The 14,846-nt window shown below is 55.6% G+C and carries 11 protein-coding genes; 5 read left to right on the top strand and 6 right to left on the bottom strand.

The window, feature by feature from the left end; translation table 11 throughout:
* Positions 1–73 precede the first annotated feature (73 nt).
* On the top strand, positions 74–1,753 hold the full coding sequence (gene argS, locus ADG72_RS02100) for an arginine--tRNA ligase (protein ID WP_192831722.1): 1,680 nt from the start codon (positions 74–76) through the stop codon (positions 1,751–1,753).
* A 109-nt stretch (positions 1,754–1,862) separates the two neighbouring features.
* Here argS and ADG72_RS02095 read toward each other — a convergent pair whose 3' ends face one another.
* From ADG72_RS02095 to ADG72_RS02085, 3 genes are all read right to left on the bottom strand, one after another.
* Positions 1,863–3,245: a dihydrolipoyl dehydrogenase family protein gene (locus tag ADG72_RS02095; protein ID WP_048711846.1), complete on the bottom strand. Its 1,383-nt coding sequence runs from the start codon at positions 3,243–3,245 to the stop codon at positions 1,863–1,865.
* Positions 3,246–3,339: 94 nt separating this feature from the next.
* Entirely contained in the window at positions 3,340–5,838 is a 2,499-nt protein-coding gene (hrpB, locus tag ADG72_RS02090) for an ATP-dependent helicase HrpB (RefSeq protein ID WP_065427144.1), read from the bottom strand.
* Positions 5,839–5,860: 22 nt separating this feature from the next.
* Entirely contained in the window at positions 5,861–6,739 is an 879-nt protein-coding gene (locus tag ADG72_RS02085) for an aldose-1-epimerase (RefSeq protein ID WP_048711845.1), read from the bottom strand.
* Positions 6,740–6,925: 186 nt separating this feature from the next.
* Between ADG72_RS02085 and ADG72_RS02080 the strand changes: the two genes are divergently transcribed.
* The 3 genes from ADG72_RS02080 to ADG72_RS02070 are packed head-to-tail and all read left to right on the top strand — an operon-like array spanning position 6,926 to position 9,610.
* Entirely contained in the window at positions 6,926–8,251 is a 1,326-nt protein-coding gene (locus ADG72_RS02080; RefSeq protein ID WP_048711843.1) for an aminopeptidase C, read from the top strand.
* Between the two features lie 19 nt (positions 8,252–8,270).
* Positions 8,271–8,978: a gamma-glutamyl-gamma-aminobutyrate hydrolase family protein gene (locus ADG72_RS02075; RefSeq protein ID WP_048711841.1), complete on the top strand. Its 708-nt coding sequence runs from the start codon at positions 8,271–8,273 to the stop codon at positions 8,976–8,978.
* Positions 8,978–9,610, top strand: a complete 633-nt coding sequence (locus ADG72_RS02070) for a sugar O-acetyltransferase (RefSeq protein WP_048711839.1) — start codon at positions 8,978–8,980, stop codon at positions 9,608–9,610. Before ADG72_RS02075 ends, ADG72_RS02070 begins: the two co-directional genes overlap by 1 nt.
* 92 nt (positions 9,611–9,702) lie before the next feature.
* On the opposite strand, the gene pflA is transcribed toward ADG72_RS02070, so the two are convergent.
* From pflA to pflB, 3 genes are all read right to left on the bottom strand, one after another.
* A complete protein-coding gene (gene pflA / locus ADG72_RS02065; protein WP_048711836.1) occupies positions 9,703–10,584 on the bottom strand; it encodes a pyruvate formate-lyase-activating protein in 882 nt (293 codons plus the stop codon).
* A gap of 140 nt (positions 10,585–10,724) precedes the next feature.
* A complete protein-coding gene (gene grcA2 / locus ADG72_RS02060; RefSeq protein ID WP_009409237.1) occupies positions 10,725–10,976 on the bottom strand; it encodes an autonomous glycyl radical cofactor GrcA2 in 252 nt (83 codons plus the stop codon).
* Positions 10,977–11,048: 72 nt separating this feature from the next.
* Positions 11,049–13,169 carry a formate C-acetyltransferase gene (gene pflB, locus ADG72_RS02055; RefSeq protein WP_048711834.1) on the bottom strand — a complete coding sequence of 707 codons (2,121 nt, stop codon included), beginning with the start codon at positions 13,167–13,169 and terminating at the stop codon, positions 11,049–11,051.
* 358 nt (positions 13,170–13,527) lie between these two features.
* Here pflB and ADG72_RS02050 point away from each other — a divergent pair, with 358 nt between their 5' ends.
* Complete coding sequence (locus tag ADG72_RS02050) at positions 13,528–14,832, top strand: homoserine dehydrogenase (RefSeq protein ID WP_048711832.1); 1,305 nt, start codon at positions 13,528–13,530, stop codon at positions 14,830–14,832.
* The last annotated feature ends 14 nt before the right edge of the window (positions 14,833–14,846 follow it).

Here is a 14,846-nt window from a genome sequence, read left to right as displayed (position 1 = left end):
TACTCCAGATTTTGTGAGGTGTCACAGAGTTTCTCTGTGGCATGGGAGCAATCGAAACGATTACCCTTAAATGGTGACTCCAGAAGAACTTGCATCTCATATCCACGACCTTTTGCTTGCTGAGATCAAGCAGGGCAACTTGGCTCTCGAGCCCGCAGACCTCCCCGAGACGGTGAAGGTTGAGAGGCCTCGTAACCGTGACCATGGCGACTGGGCCAGCAATATTGCCATGCAATTAGCAAAGAAGGCGGGAATGAACCCGCGTGACTTTGCGCAGGTCCTCGTTAATGACCTCAATGAACTCGAGGGTATTGACAGCGCCGAAATCGCTGGTCCCGGCTTCATCAATATTCGTCTTGCCGCCGCCTCTGCAGGCGAGCTTGCCCGCACCATTGTCGAGGCCGGTGGCGCTTTCGGCAGTGGCGAATCGATGAAGGGCCTGCACATTAACTTGGAGTATGTCTCCGCCAACCCCACGGGTCCGGTTCACCTTGGTGGTGCACGCTGGGCGGCCGTGGGAGATTCCCTTGCGCGCCTGATGAAGGCATCGGGTGCGAAGGTGACCCGCGAGTACTACTTCAATGATCACGGTTCGCAGATCGATCGTTTCGCCCGTTCTCTCTATGCGCGCGCGATGGGTCATGAGGCACCCGAAGATGGTTACGGCGGCCAGTACATTGCCGATATTGCTGCGCAAGTACGTGAAGATGCTGTCGCAGCAGGGGAGCCCGATCCGGTCACTCTTCCCGAAGAAGAAGCTGTTGAGGCATTCCGCGCGCGTGGCGTCGAGCTAATGTTCGATGAAATCAAGCAGCGCCTGCGTGATTTCCGCTCTGAATTTGACGTTTTCTTCCACGAAGATTCGCTCCATAATTCGGGAGCTGTTGACGCTGCAATTGAGACTCTGCGTCAGCGCGGCGAAGTCTTTGACCAGGATGGAGCTGTTTGGCTGCGGACGACCTCTTACGGCGATGACAAGGACCGTGTTCTGATTAAGTCCGACGGTCAAGCAGCGTACTTTGCCGGTGACGTCGCCTACTACCTTGATAAGCGTCGCCGCGGTGCCGATGCTGCCATCTACCTGCTGGGTGCAGATCACCATGGCTACATTGGTCGAATGATGGCGATGTGTGAAGCATTTGGCGACAAGCCTGGCGTCAATATGCAGATTCTCATTGGCCAGATGGTGAACCTGGTGAAGGATGGTGTGCCGGTCCGTATGTCCAAGCGCGCTGGAACCATCGTTACCCTTGACGACTTGGTCGATGCCGTTGGCGTGGATGCTGCCCGTTATGCGCTGGTTCGAGTTTCCATGGATTCCAACTTGGATATTGATTTGGATCTGTTGGGATCGCGTACGAACGAAAACCCGGTCTACTACGTTCAGTACGCGCATGCGCGTACTCGCAACGTTGCGCGAAATGCTGCTGAGCACGGCGTCACGCGCGATGCTGGTTTTAACCCCGCAGCATTGGATACTCAGGCCGATAGCGATCTTCTGGGCGTCCTTGCACAGTTCCCCGCCCAAGTCGCACAAGCCGCGGATCTGCGTGAGCCTCACCGTGTTGCTCGCTACTTGGAGCAGCTTGCTGCCTCTTACCACACCTGGTACGGCCAGTGCCGCGTTACTCCTCGCGGAGATGATCCGGTCGACGAAGGCCATGTTGCACGCCTGTGGCTCAATGATGCTGTGACGCAGGTCTTGCGTAGTGGTCTGGATCTTCTCGGCGTTGAAGCTCCCGAACGTATGTGAGCTCAGTCTGATAGACGCAGTTGGCCCCGCAGTTTCCTAAGAAACTGCGGGGCCAACCCGTTTCGACTCTTAAAGAAATCGCAGCTGCTTCGCCGAAGTTGCGCCCACCTTAGGCAAGAGAATCAAAGAGGATATTGAGTCCTTCTCCCATTGTTGGGTGGGCGATGGGGAGCATCCGGAGCTGCTCGTAGGTCATGCCTGCGGCAATTGCTACTTGAACGGCGGTGATGACTTCACCTGACTGAGGACCGACTAGCGTTGCGCCCAAAATTGTGTGGGTCTTTGCGTCAACGATTGCCTTCCACTTACCAGTCGTATCGCGCATGGTCTTTGCTCGTGGAATTGCCGCAGTATCGATCGAGGCGACAAGGACATCCAGCCCCTGTTCCTTAGCTTCGGTTTCGTTCAATCCAATACGCCCAAGCTCTGGTTCAGCAAACAGTGCCCAGGGGATGAGGCGTCCGGCCTTCGAAGTCCGTGGATCATCCAAGGAGACTCCGTCCATCTGTTCGCGAATGATCCTGTAGTCGTTCCACGAGGCGTGGGTGAACATGGGCGTACCTGCGCAGTCGCCTGCAGCCCAGACACCATCGACATTGGTGTGCAGATGATCATCAACGCTAATGAAGCCTCGTTGGTCGAGCGTCACTCCAGCTTCTTCAAGGCCAATTCCCTTTGTATTGGGGATACGCCCTGCAGCAACCAGCACCTTTTCGGCGCTTACGCTACTACCATCAGATAGCTCGACGGTGATCGTATTGCCCTGCTTTGATCCGGACTTTGCGAGAACGCCAGTGAGGATAGTGACACCCCTATCCTGCAGGCTCTTTTCGTAGATTGCTGCGATATCGGGATCTTCACGGTCGAGGATGTGGGGGCCGGAAGCAACAACCGTCACCTTGGATCCGAAGCTTGTCATCATGGATGCAAATTCGATGCCGATGTATCCGCCGCCAATGATGACAAGGGATGAGGGAATTTCTTCCACTCGCAGGATATCCTCGCTATCCCATGCTCCAGCTTCCCAAAGTCCGGGAATTGGAGGATGTGCGGGGCTGGTTCCCAGATTGAGCAGGACACGATCGGAATGGAGTTGACGGAGTGTTCCATCTTCAAGCTTGACTTCAACGCTGTGCGCGTCCAAAAGACGAGCGCTTCCGCGCATGAAATCGATTCCTGGTGCAGCGAAGAATTTCTCGTGTGCGGCAACCATTGCCGAGACGATACCTTCCTTGTGTGCGCGCAGTTTTTCTACGTTGATGTAAGCGCCAGCGGTGCCTTCAATACCAAAAGTCGCGTCGCTGCGAGTGTCTTCCATACGGCGCGCTGCGGCGACCAAGGATTTAGTGGGGATACACGCCACGTTAATGCAGGTGCCGCCGATAAACTGTCGTTCGATCAGTGCAACCTTCCAGCCTTTTTTGGCGCGATTCATCGCCAGTGACTTTCCGGCCTTCCCGCCTCCAACAACGATGAGGTCAAAGTTCTCCACGGTATCTCCTTTACTGAGTGGAGCGATCCTTCTTACCTCCTAGAACGAAAGCTGAAACAACATCATTCCAAGCAAGCGGTGATGGTGAGACGCTTCACTTTAATCTCATCGATGCGCGCTTCGTTCGTGCTGTCGGAGCAACCGAGAAGGGATCTTCAGGCCAATGATGTTTGGTGTAGCGGCCTCGAAGCTCAGACCGTACTTGCTGATAGGGACCTTTCCAGAAGGATTCAAGATCACTGGTAATGGCCACGGGACGCCCCGCGGGATCCGTGAGTTCGATGCGCAGCGGAAGTCGGCCATCCATGAAACGGGGAGTTTCTGTCCACCCAAATGCTTCTTGAACACGTAGCGAGACACGTGCCCCCTCGTGATCCCATTCCACGCGCCGCTCGGCGCCAGTTGGGATTGTGATTTGTGTTGGTGCTTGACGGTCAAGGTCCCTATTCAATGGCCAGGCTAAGAGGGATGTCAGAGCCTCACTCAGGGACAGGTCTGCTAGAGGACGACCGTCACTCCACTGATCTGCCAAGAACTGCCCGCAGGAAATGATGAAGTGTTCGTCATCAACAAGAGGCCAGGGGTCTCCAAGAAACTCCCGGCATTTGAGAATTCGCAGTCGTAGCTGTGACGCACTTTGAGTCCACGGCAGATCTGCAAGGCTCATCTTCGCCAACTCCGTGAAAGCAAAGGAGCGCACTGCTTCGCGATCAGTATTGAGATCGCGGGTACTGCGCAAAGTCACAGCCCCGAGTTTTTCCTCGATAACTGCAAGGATTCTGCCATGCTCAAGCGTCAAACGCGAAACGGATTTATGAAGATGGGTTGCAGCCGTGCAGGCAGTGTCTTGGTCGAGAGGAAGCGCCGAACGAATGATTCCATCGCCGGTGGTTGATTGCAGATCGGCTATTGCAAGCCATGTGCTTCCCTCTAAAGCGGAAGCTTGTGGAAGCGAGGCACCTACGCCAGAAACAAGAAGATAGCGGTTACTTCCTTCACGTTGACGTGCAAGACGAAGCGGAAATGCGCGAGAGATAAAATCTGCCAGAGCAGCTGCGACTTTTGCACGTGAGTGTGTATCCCAGATAGGGCGGGGATCCTGGCAAATACGCCCGGCAGTTTCTTCAATGCGGGCAGCTTGAACACCGCTGGGAGGAAGTGAATATAGACAGCTCAGTAAGTCGCCTCCCTGAGGACGTAAATCTTCAGAGAGCACAGCTGCACAAAGCGCCGCAATTTCTTGCGGAATTTCATCGTCAAGCGTGCTTAGTGCGTGGGCAATGCGAGGGTCCACTGGGGAGAGCGCAAGTGAACGTCCGTGGGGTAGAGCTTGTCCGGCCTCGTCAATCGCACCCAGAGCTTCAAGGGAGGAACGCGCATACTCCTCGAGGCCTCGGCTGGGGGTATTAAGAAGACGGACAGAGGAGAAGTCTGCGCGCGACCAGCACGCCACAGACAGCAAAGGCGCAACGGGGTCACAGATTGTGATTTCGGGGGAGGGATGGGGCGGACGCATTGCCCATTCCGAGGACTCCATAGCGCGAATGCACACTCCAGGACCGAGGCGTCCGGCTCGCCCCGCGCGCTGAACCATAGAAGAACGAGGCGAAGGTACCGTGACCAGTGAAGTGGCCTCGCGAGCGGGGGAAAAGCGCGTATGCCTGCTCAATGTTGAATCAATGACGATCTGGACTCCCGGGACCGTAAGTGCACTTTCTGCAATAGAGGAGGAAACGATGATTCGTCGTGAAGGAGAAGGAGAAAAAATCTCATCCTGCTGGGATGGAGACAGTTGGCCGTGAAGCGCAATGACCCGCGCGTCCACTCCCTCAAGGAATTCGCATACCTTGGAGATTTCACGCATGCCTGGAACAAACACAAGCACGTCTCCGGGATAACGTTCCATTGCCCGCACAGCAAGTACAGCGATATGACGGAGGAAAGGAATACTCACCCTCTCGCCCTGGAAATAGTCGACACCGCGCGGCGGCGTTTTCCAGACAATATCAACTGGATAAAGCTCTTGATTAAGCTCAAAAACCTGAGGCGAAAAATCAGCTAGAAGGCTGCGAAGGGCGTCAATATCGACGGTCGCAGACATGATGACCAGGCGAAGGTCTTCGCGGAGAACCTCGCGAATATCGCTCAGGAAGGCACATGCAAGATCACTATCGACCGCCCGTTCATGAAACTCGTCGAGAATGACACAACCGATTCCCTGCAATTCTGGGTCAGAGTGAATCATTCGGGTCAAGACACCGGGGGTGACAAATTCGATGCGAGTCGACGTGCTCCGCTCGCTTTGACCGCGGACGCTAAAGCCCACAAGGTGGCCAACGCGGTCATCCAATAACTGGGCCAAGCGACGAGCACAAGAACGTGCACTTACGCGCCGCGGAGAGCAGACGAGGACTCGCTGCCCAGGCTCAAGAAGCTCGGTGCAGGCAAGGGGGATAAGAGTCGTCTTTCCACTACCAGCGCTGGCGGAAATAATTGATACGCTACCGGAACTGCATGAACGTAGAAAATCAGGAAGCAGTCGAGAGACGGGCAAATCACTGGCCCGAGTAATCGCATCCTGAAAGCTCAACACCGCTTCAGTATTACATGCTCTCTTACAGTCCGCGGATGGACACAGACAGGCGGTGACGTTGGCCAGGGGCCAAAGAGACCAGATCAATTCCCGAATTAAAGGCATCGGGTGGGCAAGTCATTGGTTCAACCGCGAGGCCTGGACGGCCAAGGGCATCCGCTGTATGGATTTGAACCCACGGGGTATTGGAAGCCAAAGCTGCGCCTTCACCCTGCGCATTCGTCACGCGTACTTCCCAATTCCCTTGAAGGCCGCCGTAACAGTGGTCGATGAAAAGATCGTCAACCATGCGAGGAACGCGGAAGTCGTATGCAGCGCTGACGGGGTTGATTCCCGTTGGCAATAGATTCTCGTCGGTATCGACGATGTGCGAGGCGGGCAGGCTCAGTATCGAGTCATCAGCTGTGGTGCCGCCCAGAAGATAGGGGTGAAGAGAAGCCCCATAGGGCGCGGGAGAATCCCCTAAGTTCTTTGCCGACAGCTCAATATTTAGGCCGCTTTCTGGATCTAAACGTAGATCGAGGCGTGCTGTGAGAGGCCAGGGATAGGACTCTTGAGCTGCAATAAAGGTTTCTAATCTCACGTGAGATGCCGTAGCGTCAACGATCTCCCACGGAACCCACCCTGCAAGTCCATGCAGCGCCGTGCCAGTCCCACGGTCATTGATGGGCAGCATGTATTCCCTGTCATTCCACGAATAACGTCCATCGGCAATGCGATTAGGCCAAGGAAGGAGCATTTTTCCAGACCAGCCGGGTGCAACTTCGGTCACCTTATGAGGAAGAACGAGGTTTCGTCCCTTCCACTTCAAGGAAGAGATCCCAGCACCAACGGTGACGACGCTCAGGGAATAGTCCCCGGCCTCGCACGAAAGTTCGCGACCAGATGCATGGAAACTCATAGCAACACCTCACTGTGCTTGTACAGAGGAAACTGAACCAGTTCAGTCTAAGTGGGAAAGAACGCCTATCCCTAAGACTTCAGGCCCTTCCTTGGTCATGGACAGAAACAAGGAGATGCCCCTCAGGAGCGTAGTATGGAGGAAGCAAAGATGCTTAAAGTACTAGTCAAATGAGAGGACGAGAATATGCCTGAGATCTCCAATGACCTCCTGATGCAGTTGCGCGAAGAGGAAAGCGCCAAGGTCGCGCTGGCCAGGAATGCCGCAACCCAAGTTGGAATTGAAGCCGCTTCTTTGAACCGCGAAAAGATTCAGCACACTTCCACAGCTGTTTCTCACCGCTTGGATGATTGGAAGGCAACTTCTCAGAAGAAGTCTGGTCGCTGCTGGCTCTTTTCCTCGTTGAACTTCCTGCGCTCGCGGGCGCGCGAAAGCCTGGGGGTCAAGAACTTCGAGTTCTCTCAGAGCTACGTATTCTTCTGGGATAAGTTCGAACGCGCCAACTGGTTCCTGACGGACATCATTGCTACTTCGGACGAGCCTGTTGACGGTCGTCTGGTTCAGTTCCTGCTGGGCGATGTTTTGGGTGATGGTGGCCAGTGGGATATGGCTGTTTCGGTCTATATGAAGTATGGCTTGGTGCCCAAGGAAGTCATGCCTGAAAGTGAGGCATCAACCAATTCTCGTCCCATGAATGCGCGTCTGCGTGCAGTGCTCCACATTGGTGCTCTTCGTCTTCGCGAGGCCATTGCTGCCGGTGCAAGCGCTGAGGAAATCGATACTCAGCGTCGCAAGATTTTGGCTGATGTGTGGAAGATTCTTGTTGTCTGCCTGGGAGAGCCGCCCGTACGCTTTAACTGGCAGTGGCGTGATGATGAGGGGAACTTCCATCGCGATGGTGAGATCACTCCTCACGAGTTCTACGAGTGCCACGTGGGTGTGGACCTGAGCGAGTACATCTGTCTGGTTGATGATCCCCGTCCTGAAAACCCGAAGGGGTCGATGGAAACTGTCGAGCACCTGGGCAATGTCGTCGGTGGACGTCCGATTCGCTACCTGAATGCCCCCGTTGAAGAGATTAAGCGCATTGCGGCTGCACAGATCGCAGCTGGTGAGGCTGTGTGGTTCGGTGCCGATGTCTCCCAGCCCTATGATCGAGGCCTCGGTTTCTTTGTGACCGGTATCCATGACTACGACGGCCTTTTTGATGTCGATTTCAGCTCGACGAAGCTTGAGCGGGTGCGCTCGGGTGAATCAGCGATGGACCATGCGATGCTCTTTACCGGGGTAGACCTTGACGAGGCCGGACAACCGCGCGCGTGGAGGGTTGAGAATTCCTGGGGGGATGAGCCTGGAGATTCGGGCTTCTTCACCATGGATGATCAATGGTTCACCGATAATGTTTTCGAGGTTGTTGTGCCTAAGAGTGCACTTCCTGAAGACTTGGCGGCTGCAGTGGATGCTGAGCCCATCGTTTTGCCCGCATGGGACCCCATGGGAACGCTGGCCTGAGTGATTTCAAGGAGACGTGATGAGTCGCCCGACCCTTCTGGTCAGTGCCCTGACCGATCACCGCGCCACCTCTCGGGAACAAGCCTTGCTGGAGGCTTTGCAGGGGAGTGTCCTCAGCACTGCTGTCACTACTTGGGATGTGCGACTGCACATTGCTGATAGTGATCCTCGCTCGCCCGAGCAGCTTGTTGAAGGAACCGATGCAGTGATCATCTTGGGAGGACCAGATGTCGCTCCCGAGTTTTACGGCATGGATTCTGGTTACCCCAGAGAAGGTCAGCACTGGCCAGAAGGTGACCGGCGACAAATCGCGTTAGTCCAGTTGTGCCGTGCACGCCATATTCCGCTTCTTGGAATTTGCCGCGGGCATCAGGTAATTAACGTTGCTTATGGCGGTACCTTGATTCAAGACATGGATGGTCATGAGAGCCCGACTCTTCTTGACGACCAGCGTTTTGCGCGCCACCAGGTTACCGTAGATGAAGGGTCGGTCCTGATTCGTGCCGGTTTTGGCCATGAACTCACGGTTAGTTCAGCGCATCACCAGAGTATTGACCGCGTGGGAGATGGGCTGCAGGTGAGCGCGCGTAGCAGTGATGGTGTGATCGAAGCCGTTGAGGATCCTGATAGCCGAATTCTTGGCGTTCAGTGGCATCCTGAGGATCCGCGTTCGGACCGCTACTCGATGGAACTGTTGCTTGCGCTATTGCGGAATTGGGATAGCTGATGCGCCAGCATGGAAATTTCGAAGCTGATGGGCGTAATAACTGGGAGCGAATGCTCGCAGGGGATTGGTATATCGGGGATCACCCGAAAATGGCTGAGGTTTCGCAGCGCGCGCAGCGTCTGTTGAAACTCTACGAGCAGGCACTTCCAGAAGACCCTGATATTGCGCACTATCTTCTTCAGCAGATCCTCGGCAGCGTGGGGGAGCGAGTCACAATTCGTCCGCCTTTTCGCGTTGACTACGGATTTAATATCCATATCGGCGAGGGCGTCTGGGTGAACTATGGCTTGACCGCTCTCGATGTTGCCGAAATCCGTATCGGTAATGACGTTCTAATCGGTCCCAATTGTCAGTTGTTGACTCCCGTTCACCCCTTGGAACACGGGCCTCGTCGGGCAGGATGGGAAAGTGCTGAGCCCATCACTATTGAAGATAATGTGTGGCTGGCAAGCGGGGTAACAGTGTGCCAGGGGGTGACAATTAGCCATGACTCGGTAGTCGGAGCAGGATCGGTTGTCACGCGTTCTCTGCCGCCTTATAGCTTGGCCGTGGGTAATCCTGCTCGCGTGATCCGGGAGCTACATGAGGGTGAAGATCCGCACGCTGCCTTGGATGCGCACCTACACGCATAAAGCACTTTGACCTCACTCGTGAGAACAAAGTAGCCGCCCCTGAATCTGGAATGGATTCTAGGGGCGGTAAACTTTTGTTAGTCAGCGGTTTCTCAGTGGACTTCGAAGCCTAGAGTGCGGAAGTAATCGCGAACCTTATCTGTTGCCTCGGGCGATGGCGGCTTCGTGTCTTCCAGCTTGTATTCGAGTCCCAAGCTCTTCCACTTATCCGAACCAAGTTGGTGGAAGGGAAGGACCTCAACTCGATCGATCACGTTCTTCCAACGCAAGACAATCTCGCCGACTCGACGAATATTTTCCGGGTCATCGGTCAGACCGGGCACTAAGACGAAGCGGATCCAAATTCTGGTCGGACCGCCCCGCTGGGCGATGCGATCACCAAAGTCGATGGTCGGCTGGAGGTCACGGCCAGTGACTTCCTTGTATGTCTCGGGGAAGCCAGACTTTACGTCCAGAAGGACAAGATCAAGGTTGTCCAGCATCTCATCGTCACAGTTGGCGCCAAGGTAACCGGAGGTATCGATGCAGGTGTGGATCCCCATGGCTTTTGTGCCTAGGACAATTCGCTTGGCAAATGCGGGCTGCATGAGGACCTCGCCACCGGAAAGCGTAATTCCTCCGTTGGTCGCTTTAAAAACCCTGCGGTAGCGGCGGATCCTATTCAGAAGCTCCTCATCTGAAATGGGAGCGCCATCCTTCATGAGGAAAGTATCTGGGTTGTGGCAGTACAAGCAGCGAAGCGGGCAGCCGTTGAGGAAGACCGTCATGCGGGTTCCAGGGCCGTCAACGGCAGTGACCAATTCCCAAGAGTGGATTGAACCAAGGGTTCCTTCACGCATTCGAGCCAAGCGATCCGAACGTTCAAGGTCAGTCAATTCTTCCAGGCCTTCAACACCCTGGCCGGCTGTTCGGGCCGTAGGTGCCTGGAAATCCTGATCGCGAAGTAGCTCAGCGCTGCTCATAGTCAAGGTCATTGTGTGCTCCGTGGATTACTACCCAAAGGTTGGTTCCTACCTAGAGGAACGATAGAAAAATGAGAAAAATTTCGTGATCCGCCAGATAAATGAATGGGGCGCGGGCCCTGCGGCCAGCGCCCCATTCATGTCATCTACGCTCAGGCAGAGTGGTGGAAGGTGCGGGAAAGCACGTCCAGCTGCTGCTCGCGGGTGAGCTTCACGAAGTTCACTGCGTAGCCCGAAACGCGAACGGTCAGGTTCGGGTAGTTCTCGGGGTGCTCCATTGCGTCTTCGAGGGTTGCCTGGTCGAGAACGTTGATGTTGGCGTGGTACAGACCAGCGCCTTCCTCACGCTCTTCGCGGGCGGCCTTCATGGAAGCAAGACGCTCTTCGTAGGTCTTCGTTGCCATTTCATTTCTCCTTTTCTTCCGGGTGGGGCCGGATAGACAAGCGGTGTTCCGTTTGCCTAAGACTTGTTTCTATCAGTAACCCTTGGTGGCGTCGACGGCGCAGCAATCGTCGGGGACGAAGCCTGCGTCCAGGATGCCAACCAGGTTGGTGATCTGCTCGTCACGCGTACGTCCAAGGCCCTGAGGGGTAATGGTGTTGGTCAGCGAGATGCCGTCCAGTGCGTCGTTGTAGTCGAGCTTGGCGACCGAGAGCATGGAAGCGACCATGCCGTGGGTATCGATACCGTTCTCGGGGTTTGCACCGGGTGCGAAGGGGGTGCCCTTCTGGTGGCCCGAGGGGAAGGAACCGGTTGCCTTACCGTAAACAACGTTCGAGGTGATGGTCAGCACCGACTGGGTCGGGATTGCATCACGGTACATGGGGATTGCGCGAATCTTATCCATGACGGTGTGAACGACGGTTGCTGCAATATCGTCTGCACGGTCGTCATCGTTACCGTAGGTCGGGAAGTCTCCCTCGGTGCGGTAGTCGACAACCAGTCCGGTTTCGTCGCGAATCGGGTAAACCTTCGCGTACTTGATAGCGGACAGGGAGTCAGCAACGATGGACAGGCCAGCAATACCGCAACCCATGGTGCGAATGATCTCGGAATCGTGCAGCGCCATCTCGACTGCCTCGTAGGCGTAGCGATCGTGGCAGTAGTGGATGATGTTCAGGGCCTCGACGTAGGTGCCAACAACCCAGTCCAGCATCTCTTCGTACTTTGTCCAGACCTCGTCGAAGTCGAGCGGGCCGTCACCCTTAATGGGCTCGTAGCCTTCCATGACTTGCTTTCCGCTCATCTCATCGCGGCCACCGTTGATGGCGTAGAGGAGAGCCTTTGCAGAGTTCACGCGGGCGCCGAAGAACTGCATCTGCTTGCCAACGCGCATGGGGGAAACACAGCATGCGATGGCTGCGTCATCGCCCCAGTGCTCACGAATCTGCTCATCGGATTCGTACTGAATGGAGGAGGTCTCAATCGAGATCAGTGCGCAGAATTCCTTGTAGCCCTTGGGGAGCTTCTCATCCCAGAAGATGGTGATGTTCGGCTCGGGTGCGGGGCCGAGGTTACGCAGGGTCTGCAGGAGACGGAAGGCGGTCTTGGTAACCAAGGTACGTCCGTCTTCGCCGAAGCCTGCATCCGACCAGGTTGCCCAGTAGGGGTCGCCGGAGAAGATCTGATCGTAATCGATCGTGCGCAGGAAGCGGGTAATGCGGAGCTTGATGACCAGAGAGTCGATGATCTCCTGGGCCTCGAGCTCGGTGAGGGTTCCACGATTAAGATCGCGCTCGAAGTAGCAGTCGAAGAATGCGGAGAGACGGCCGATCGACATTGCGGCGCCGTCCTGGGACTTCACGGAGGCCAGGTAGCCGAAGTAGGTCCACTGCACTGCTTCGTGTGCGTTGCGAGCGGGGCCGGAGATGTCGAAGCCGTAGTCGGCTGCCATCTTCTTGAGCTTCTTCAGAGCCTTGATCTGCTCCGAGTGCTCCTCGCGGTAGCGTGCCCAGTGCTCTGAGAAGGGCTGATCTGCGTAGCGATCCTTATCCTTCTGCTTCTCCTCGATCAGGTGGTCAACACCGTACAGTGCAACACGACGGTAGTCACCAATGATGCGGCCACGGCCGTATGCATCGGGAAGACCGGTGATGATGTGGGAGGAACGCGCTGCGCGGATACGAGGTGTGTAGATATCGAAGACCGCGTCGTTGTGGGTCTTGCGGTACTGGGTGAAGATCTTCTTGACTTCGGGGTCGACCTCTTTGCCAGCTTCCTTAATAGCGGTCTCAACCATGCGCCAGCCGCCGTTTGGCATCATTGCACGCTTCAGAGGCGCATCGGTCTGCAGGCCGACGATGACGTCGTCATCATCGCTGATGTAACCGGGCTTGAAAGCGTCGATATCGGCGGGGGTGTGGGTGTCAACATCGAGGATGCGGACCTTGCGCTCCTTGGACAGGTAGTCCTTTTCGAGCGTCTCCCAGACGCGCAGGGTCTTTTCGGTCGGCCCGGCCAGGAAGGAGGCATCTCCTTCGTAAGGGGTGTAGTTGCGCTGGATGAAGTCGCGCACGTCGATTGCTTCGGACCAATGGCCCTTGACGAAACCGTCCCAGGCGTCGGTCGTGACGTCGGCGGTCTGCTGATCAGTCATGTTCCCTCTTCTCGGTTGCCGTGGCTTTCGGACTGAAAACCTCCGGTTGATAAGGCATCGGCCTCATCTTTGGTGCCGTATCGGGCATCTGCTAATAGTCTCTCGCACTTGGTGCATGGACAGCATCTTTATGCCTGTTCTGTGTATATGCCATGTCTAACAATCTGGGACTTTTGTCGCTCCGATCACTCATAGTGTAGGACAAAAGTCCTTTTTAGTCTTTGAGCGCGCTGCAAGTCGTTCATCACTTGATGAGCCTGTGCCTTCAGGGGGTGTGCACAGTAGACTCGTCACTGGTCCACGAGCAATTTCAGCTGACTTTATATACGTGCCGATTTGGCCCCCAAGAGGAGGAAATGTGAATACGACACCATCCACGATCCGTATTGGAGTTTTGGGTGCAGGCACTGTTGGCGCTCATGTGATTCACCTTCTTCAACAGTGGTCGGATGAGTATGAACGTCGTTTGGGTACGCGGCTCGAGGTTCAATCTGTGCTCGTTCGACGCCTAGACGCCAAGCGCGCCTTCCCCATTGATTCTTCATTGCTAACGACTGATCCCTATGAAGTCATTGCGGGGAAAGACCTCGTCGTTGAATTGATCGGCGGGGTCGATCCGGCTTATGAGTATGTCATGGCTGCCCTGAAGAATGGCAGTGCAGTCATTACTGGTAATAAGGCTCTTATTGCTTCTCGTGGGCCCGAGCTTTTTGCTGCTGCCCGCGAGGCGAATACCCGCCTCTACTTCGAAGCCGCCGTTGCTGGTGCAATTCCCGTGATTGGGGCTTTGACCTCATCCCTACGCGGAGATCGGGTTCGCCAGATTGCTGGAGTCGTCAACGGGACGACCAACTTTATTCTTGATCAAATGACCACTCAGGGCGCGGACTATGGCGAAGCTTTGGCTCAGGCCAAGGAATTGGGTTTCGCGGAGGCTGATCCCAGCGCCGATGTTGAGGGCTATGATGCCTCAGCAAAATGCGCGATTATGTCCTCTCTCTCCTTTGGACGTTGGGTCAGTGTTGAGAGCGTGCCGCGTCAGGGGATTACCGCGCTGTCGACCGATGACATTGCACTAGCTGAACGTCTGGGCTACGTCATTAAGCTTGTTGCCCGCGCTCAATATGACGAGGAGGCAGGCGAGCCTGTCCTTCGTCTAGGGGTTGAGCCGACTTTTGTTCCTCTTGATCATGCCTTCGCCTCTCTTCATGGGCCCGCGAATGGTGTTTTCGTTAATGCCCAAGCTGCGGGAACATTGTCTTTCCTAGGCCTCGGGGCAGGTGGCTTCCCGACGGCCTCGGCTGTTTTGGGGGACATTGTTGCCGCAGCACGTGACCGTCTCAATGGACTGGGGGCGATGCGTGAAGAAGATGAGTTGCCTGTGAAACTCTCGGATAACTGGAGTGTTGTTTCGCCGTTCATTATTCGATTGAGCATTCCGACGGCTTCAGGTGTTAGTGAGTCTGTAAGCCGGGTGTGTTCCTCACTCGAAGTGTCGCTACAGGGGATCGATATCGAAGCGGGGGATACTGAAGGAGAAAGCGTTGCGACCCTGACAACCCAGGCAATCGCGCGAGACCGCGCCCATGGCCTCGTCGAGGCTCTGGTGAATGAACTCAACACCCATGTCCCACCCGCAATCTTCCCGCTCCTGGATATCTAAATTCTGGAAAGTGA

The sequence above is a fragment of the Trueperella pyogenes genome, assembly GCF_001070855.1.
Classification (GTDB): Bacteria; Actinomycetota; Actinomycetes; order Actinomycetales; family Actinomycetaceae; genus Pauljensenia; species Pauljensenia pyogenes_A.
This window is presented reverse-complemented; position numbering and strand designations above follow the sequence as displayed.

Excerpts from the sequence above, each read along its gene's own strand:
- ADG72_RS02070 (WP_048711839.1), top strand. The coding sequence starts at position 8,978 with ATGCGCCAGCATGGAAATTTCGAAGCTGATGGGCGTAATAACTGGGAG.
- grcA2 (WP_009409237.1), bottom strand. The coding sequence starts at position 10,976 with ATGGCAACGAAGACCTACGAAGAGCGTCTTGCTTCCATGAAGGCCGCC.
- pflB (WP_048711834.1), bottom strand. The coding sequence starts at position 13,169 with ATGACTGATCAGCAGACCGCCGACGTCACGACCGACGCCTGGGACGGT.
- ADG72_RS02080 (WP_048711843.1), top strand. The coding sequence starts at position 6,926 with ATGCCTGAGATCTCCAATGACCTCCTGATGCAGTTGCGCGAAGAGGAA.
- ADG72_RS02085 (WP_048711845.1), bottom strand. The coding sequence starts at position 6,739 with ATGAGTTTCCATGCATCTGGTCGCGAACTTTCGTGCGAGGCCGGGGAC.
- ADG72_RS02075 (WP_048711841.1), top strand. The coding sequence starts at position 8,271 with ATGAGTCGCCCGACCCTTCTGGTCAGTGCCCTGACCGATCACCGCGCC.
- pflA (WP_048711836.1), bottom strand. The coding sequence starts at position 10,584 with ATGACCTTGACTATGAGCAGCGCTGAGCTACTTCGCGATCAGGATTTC.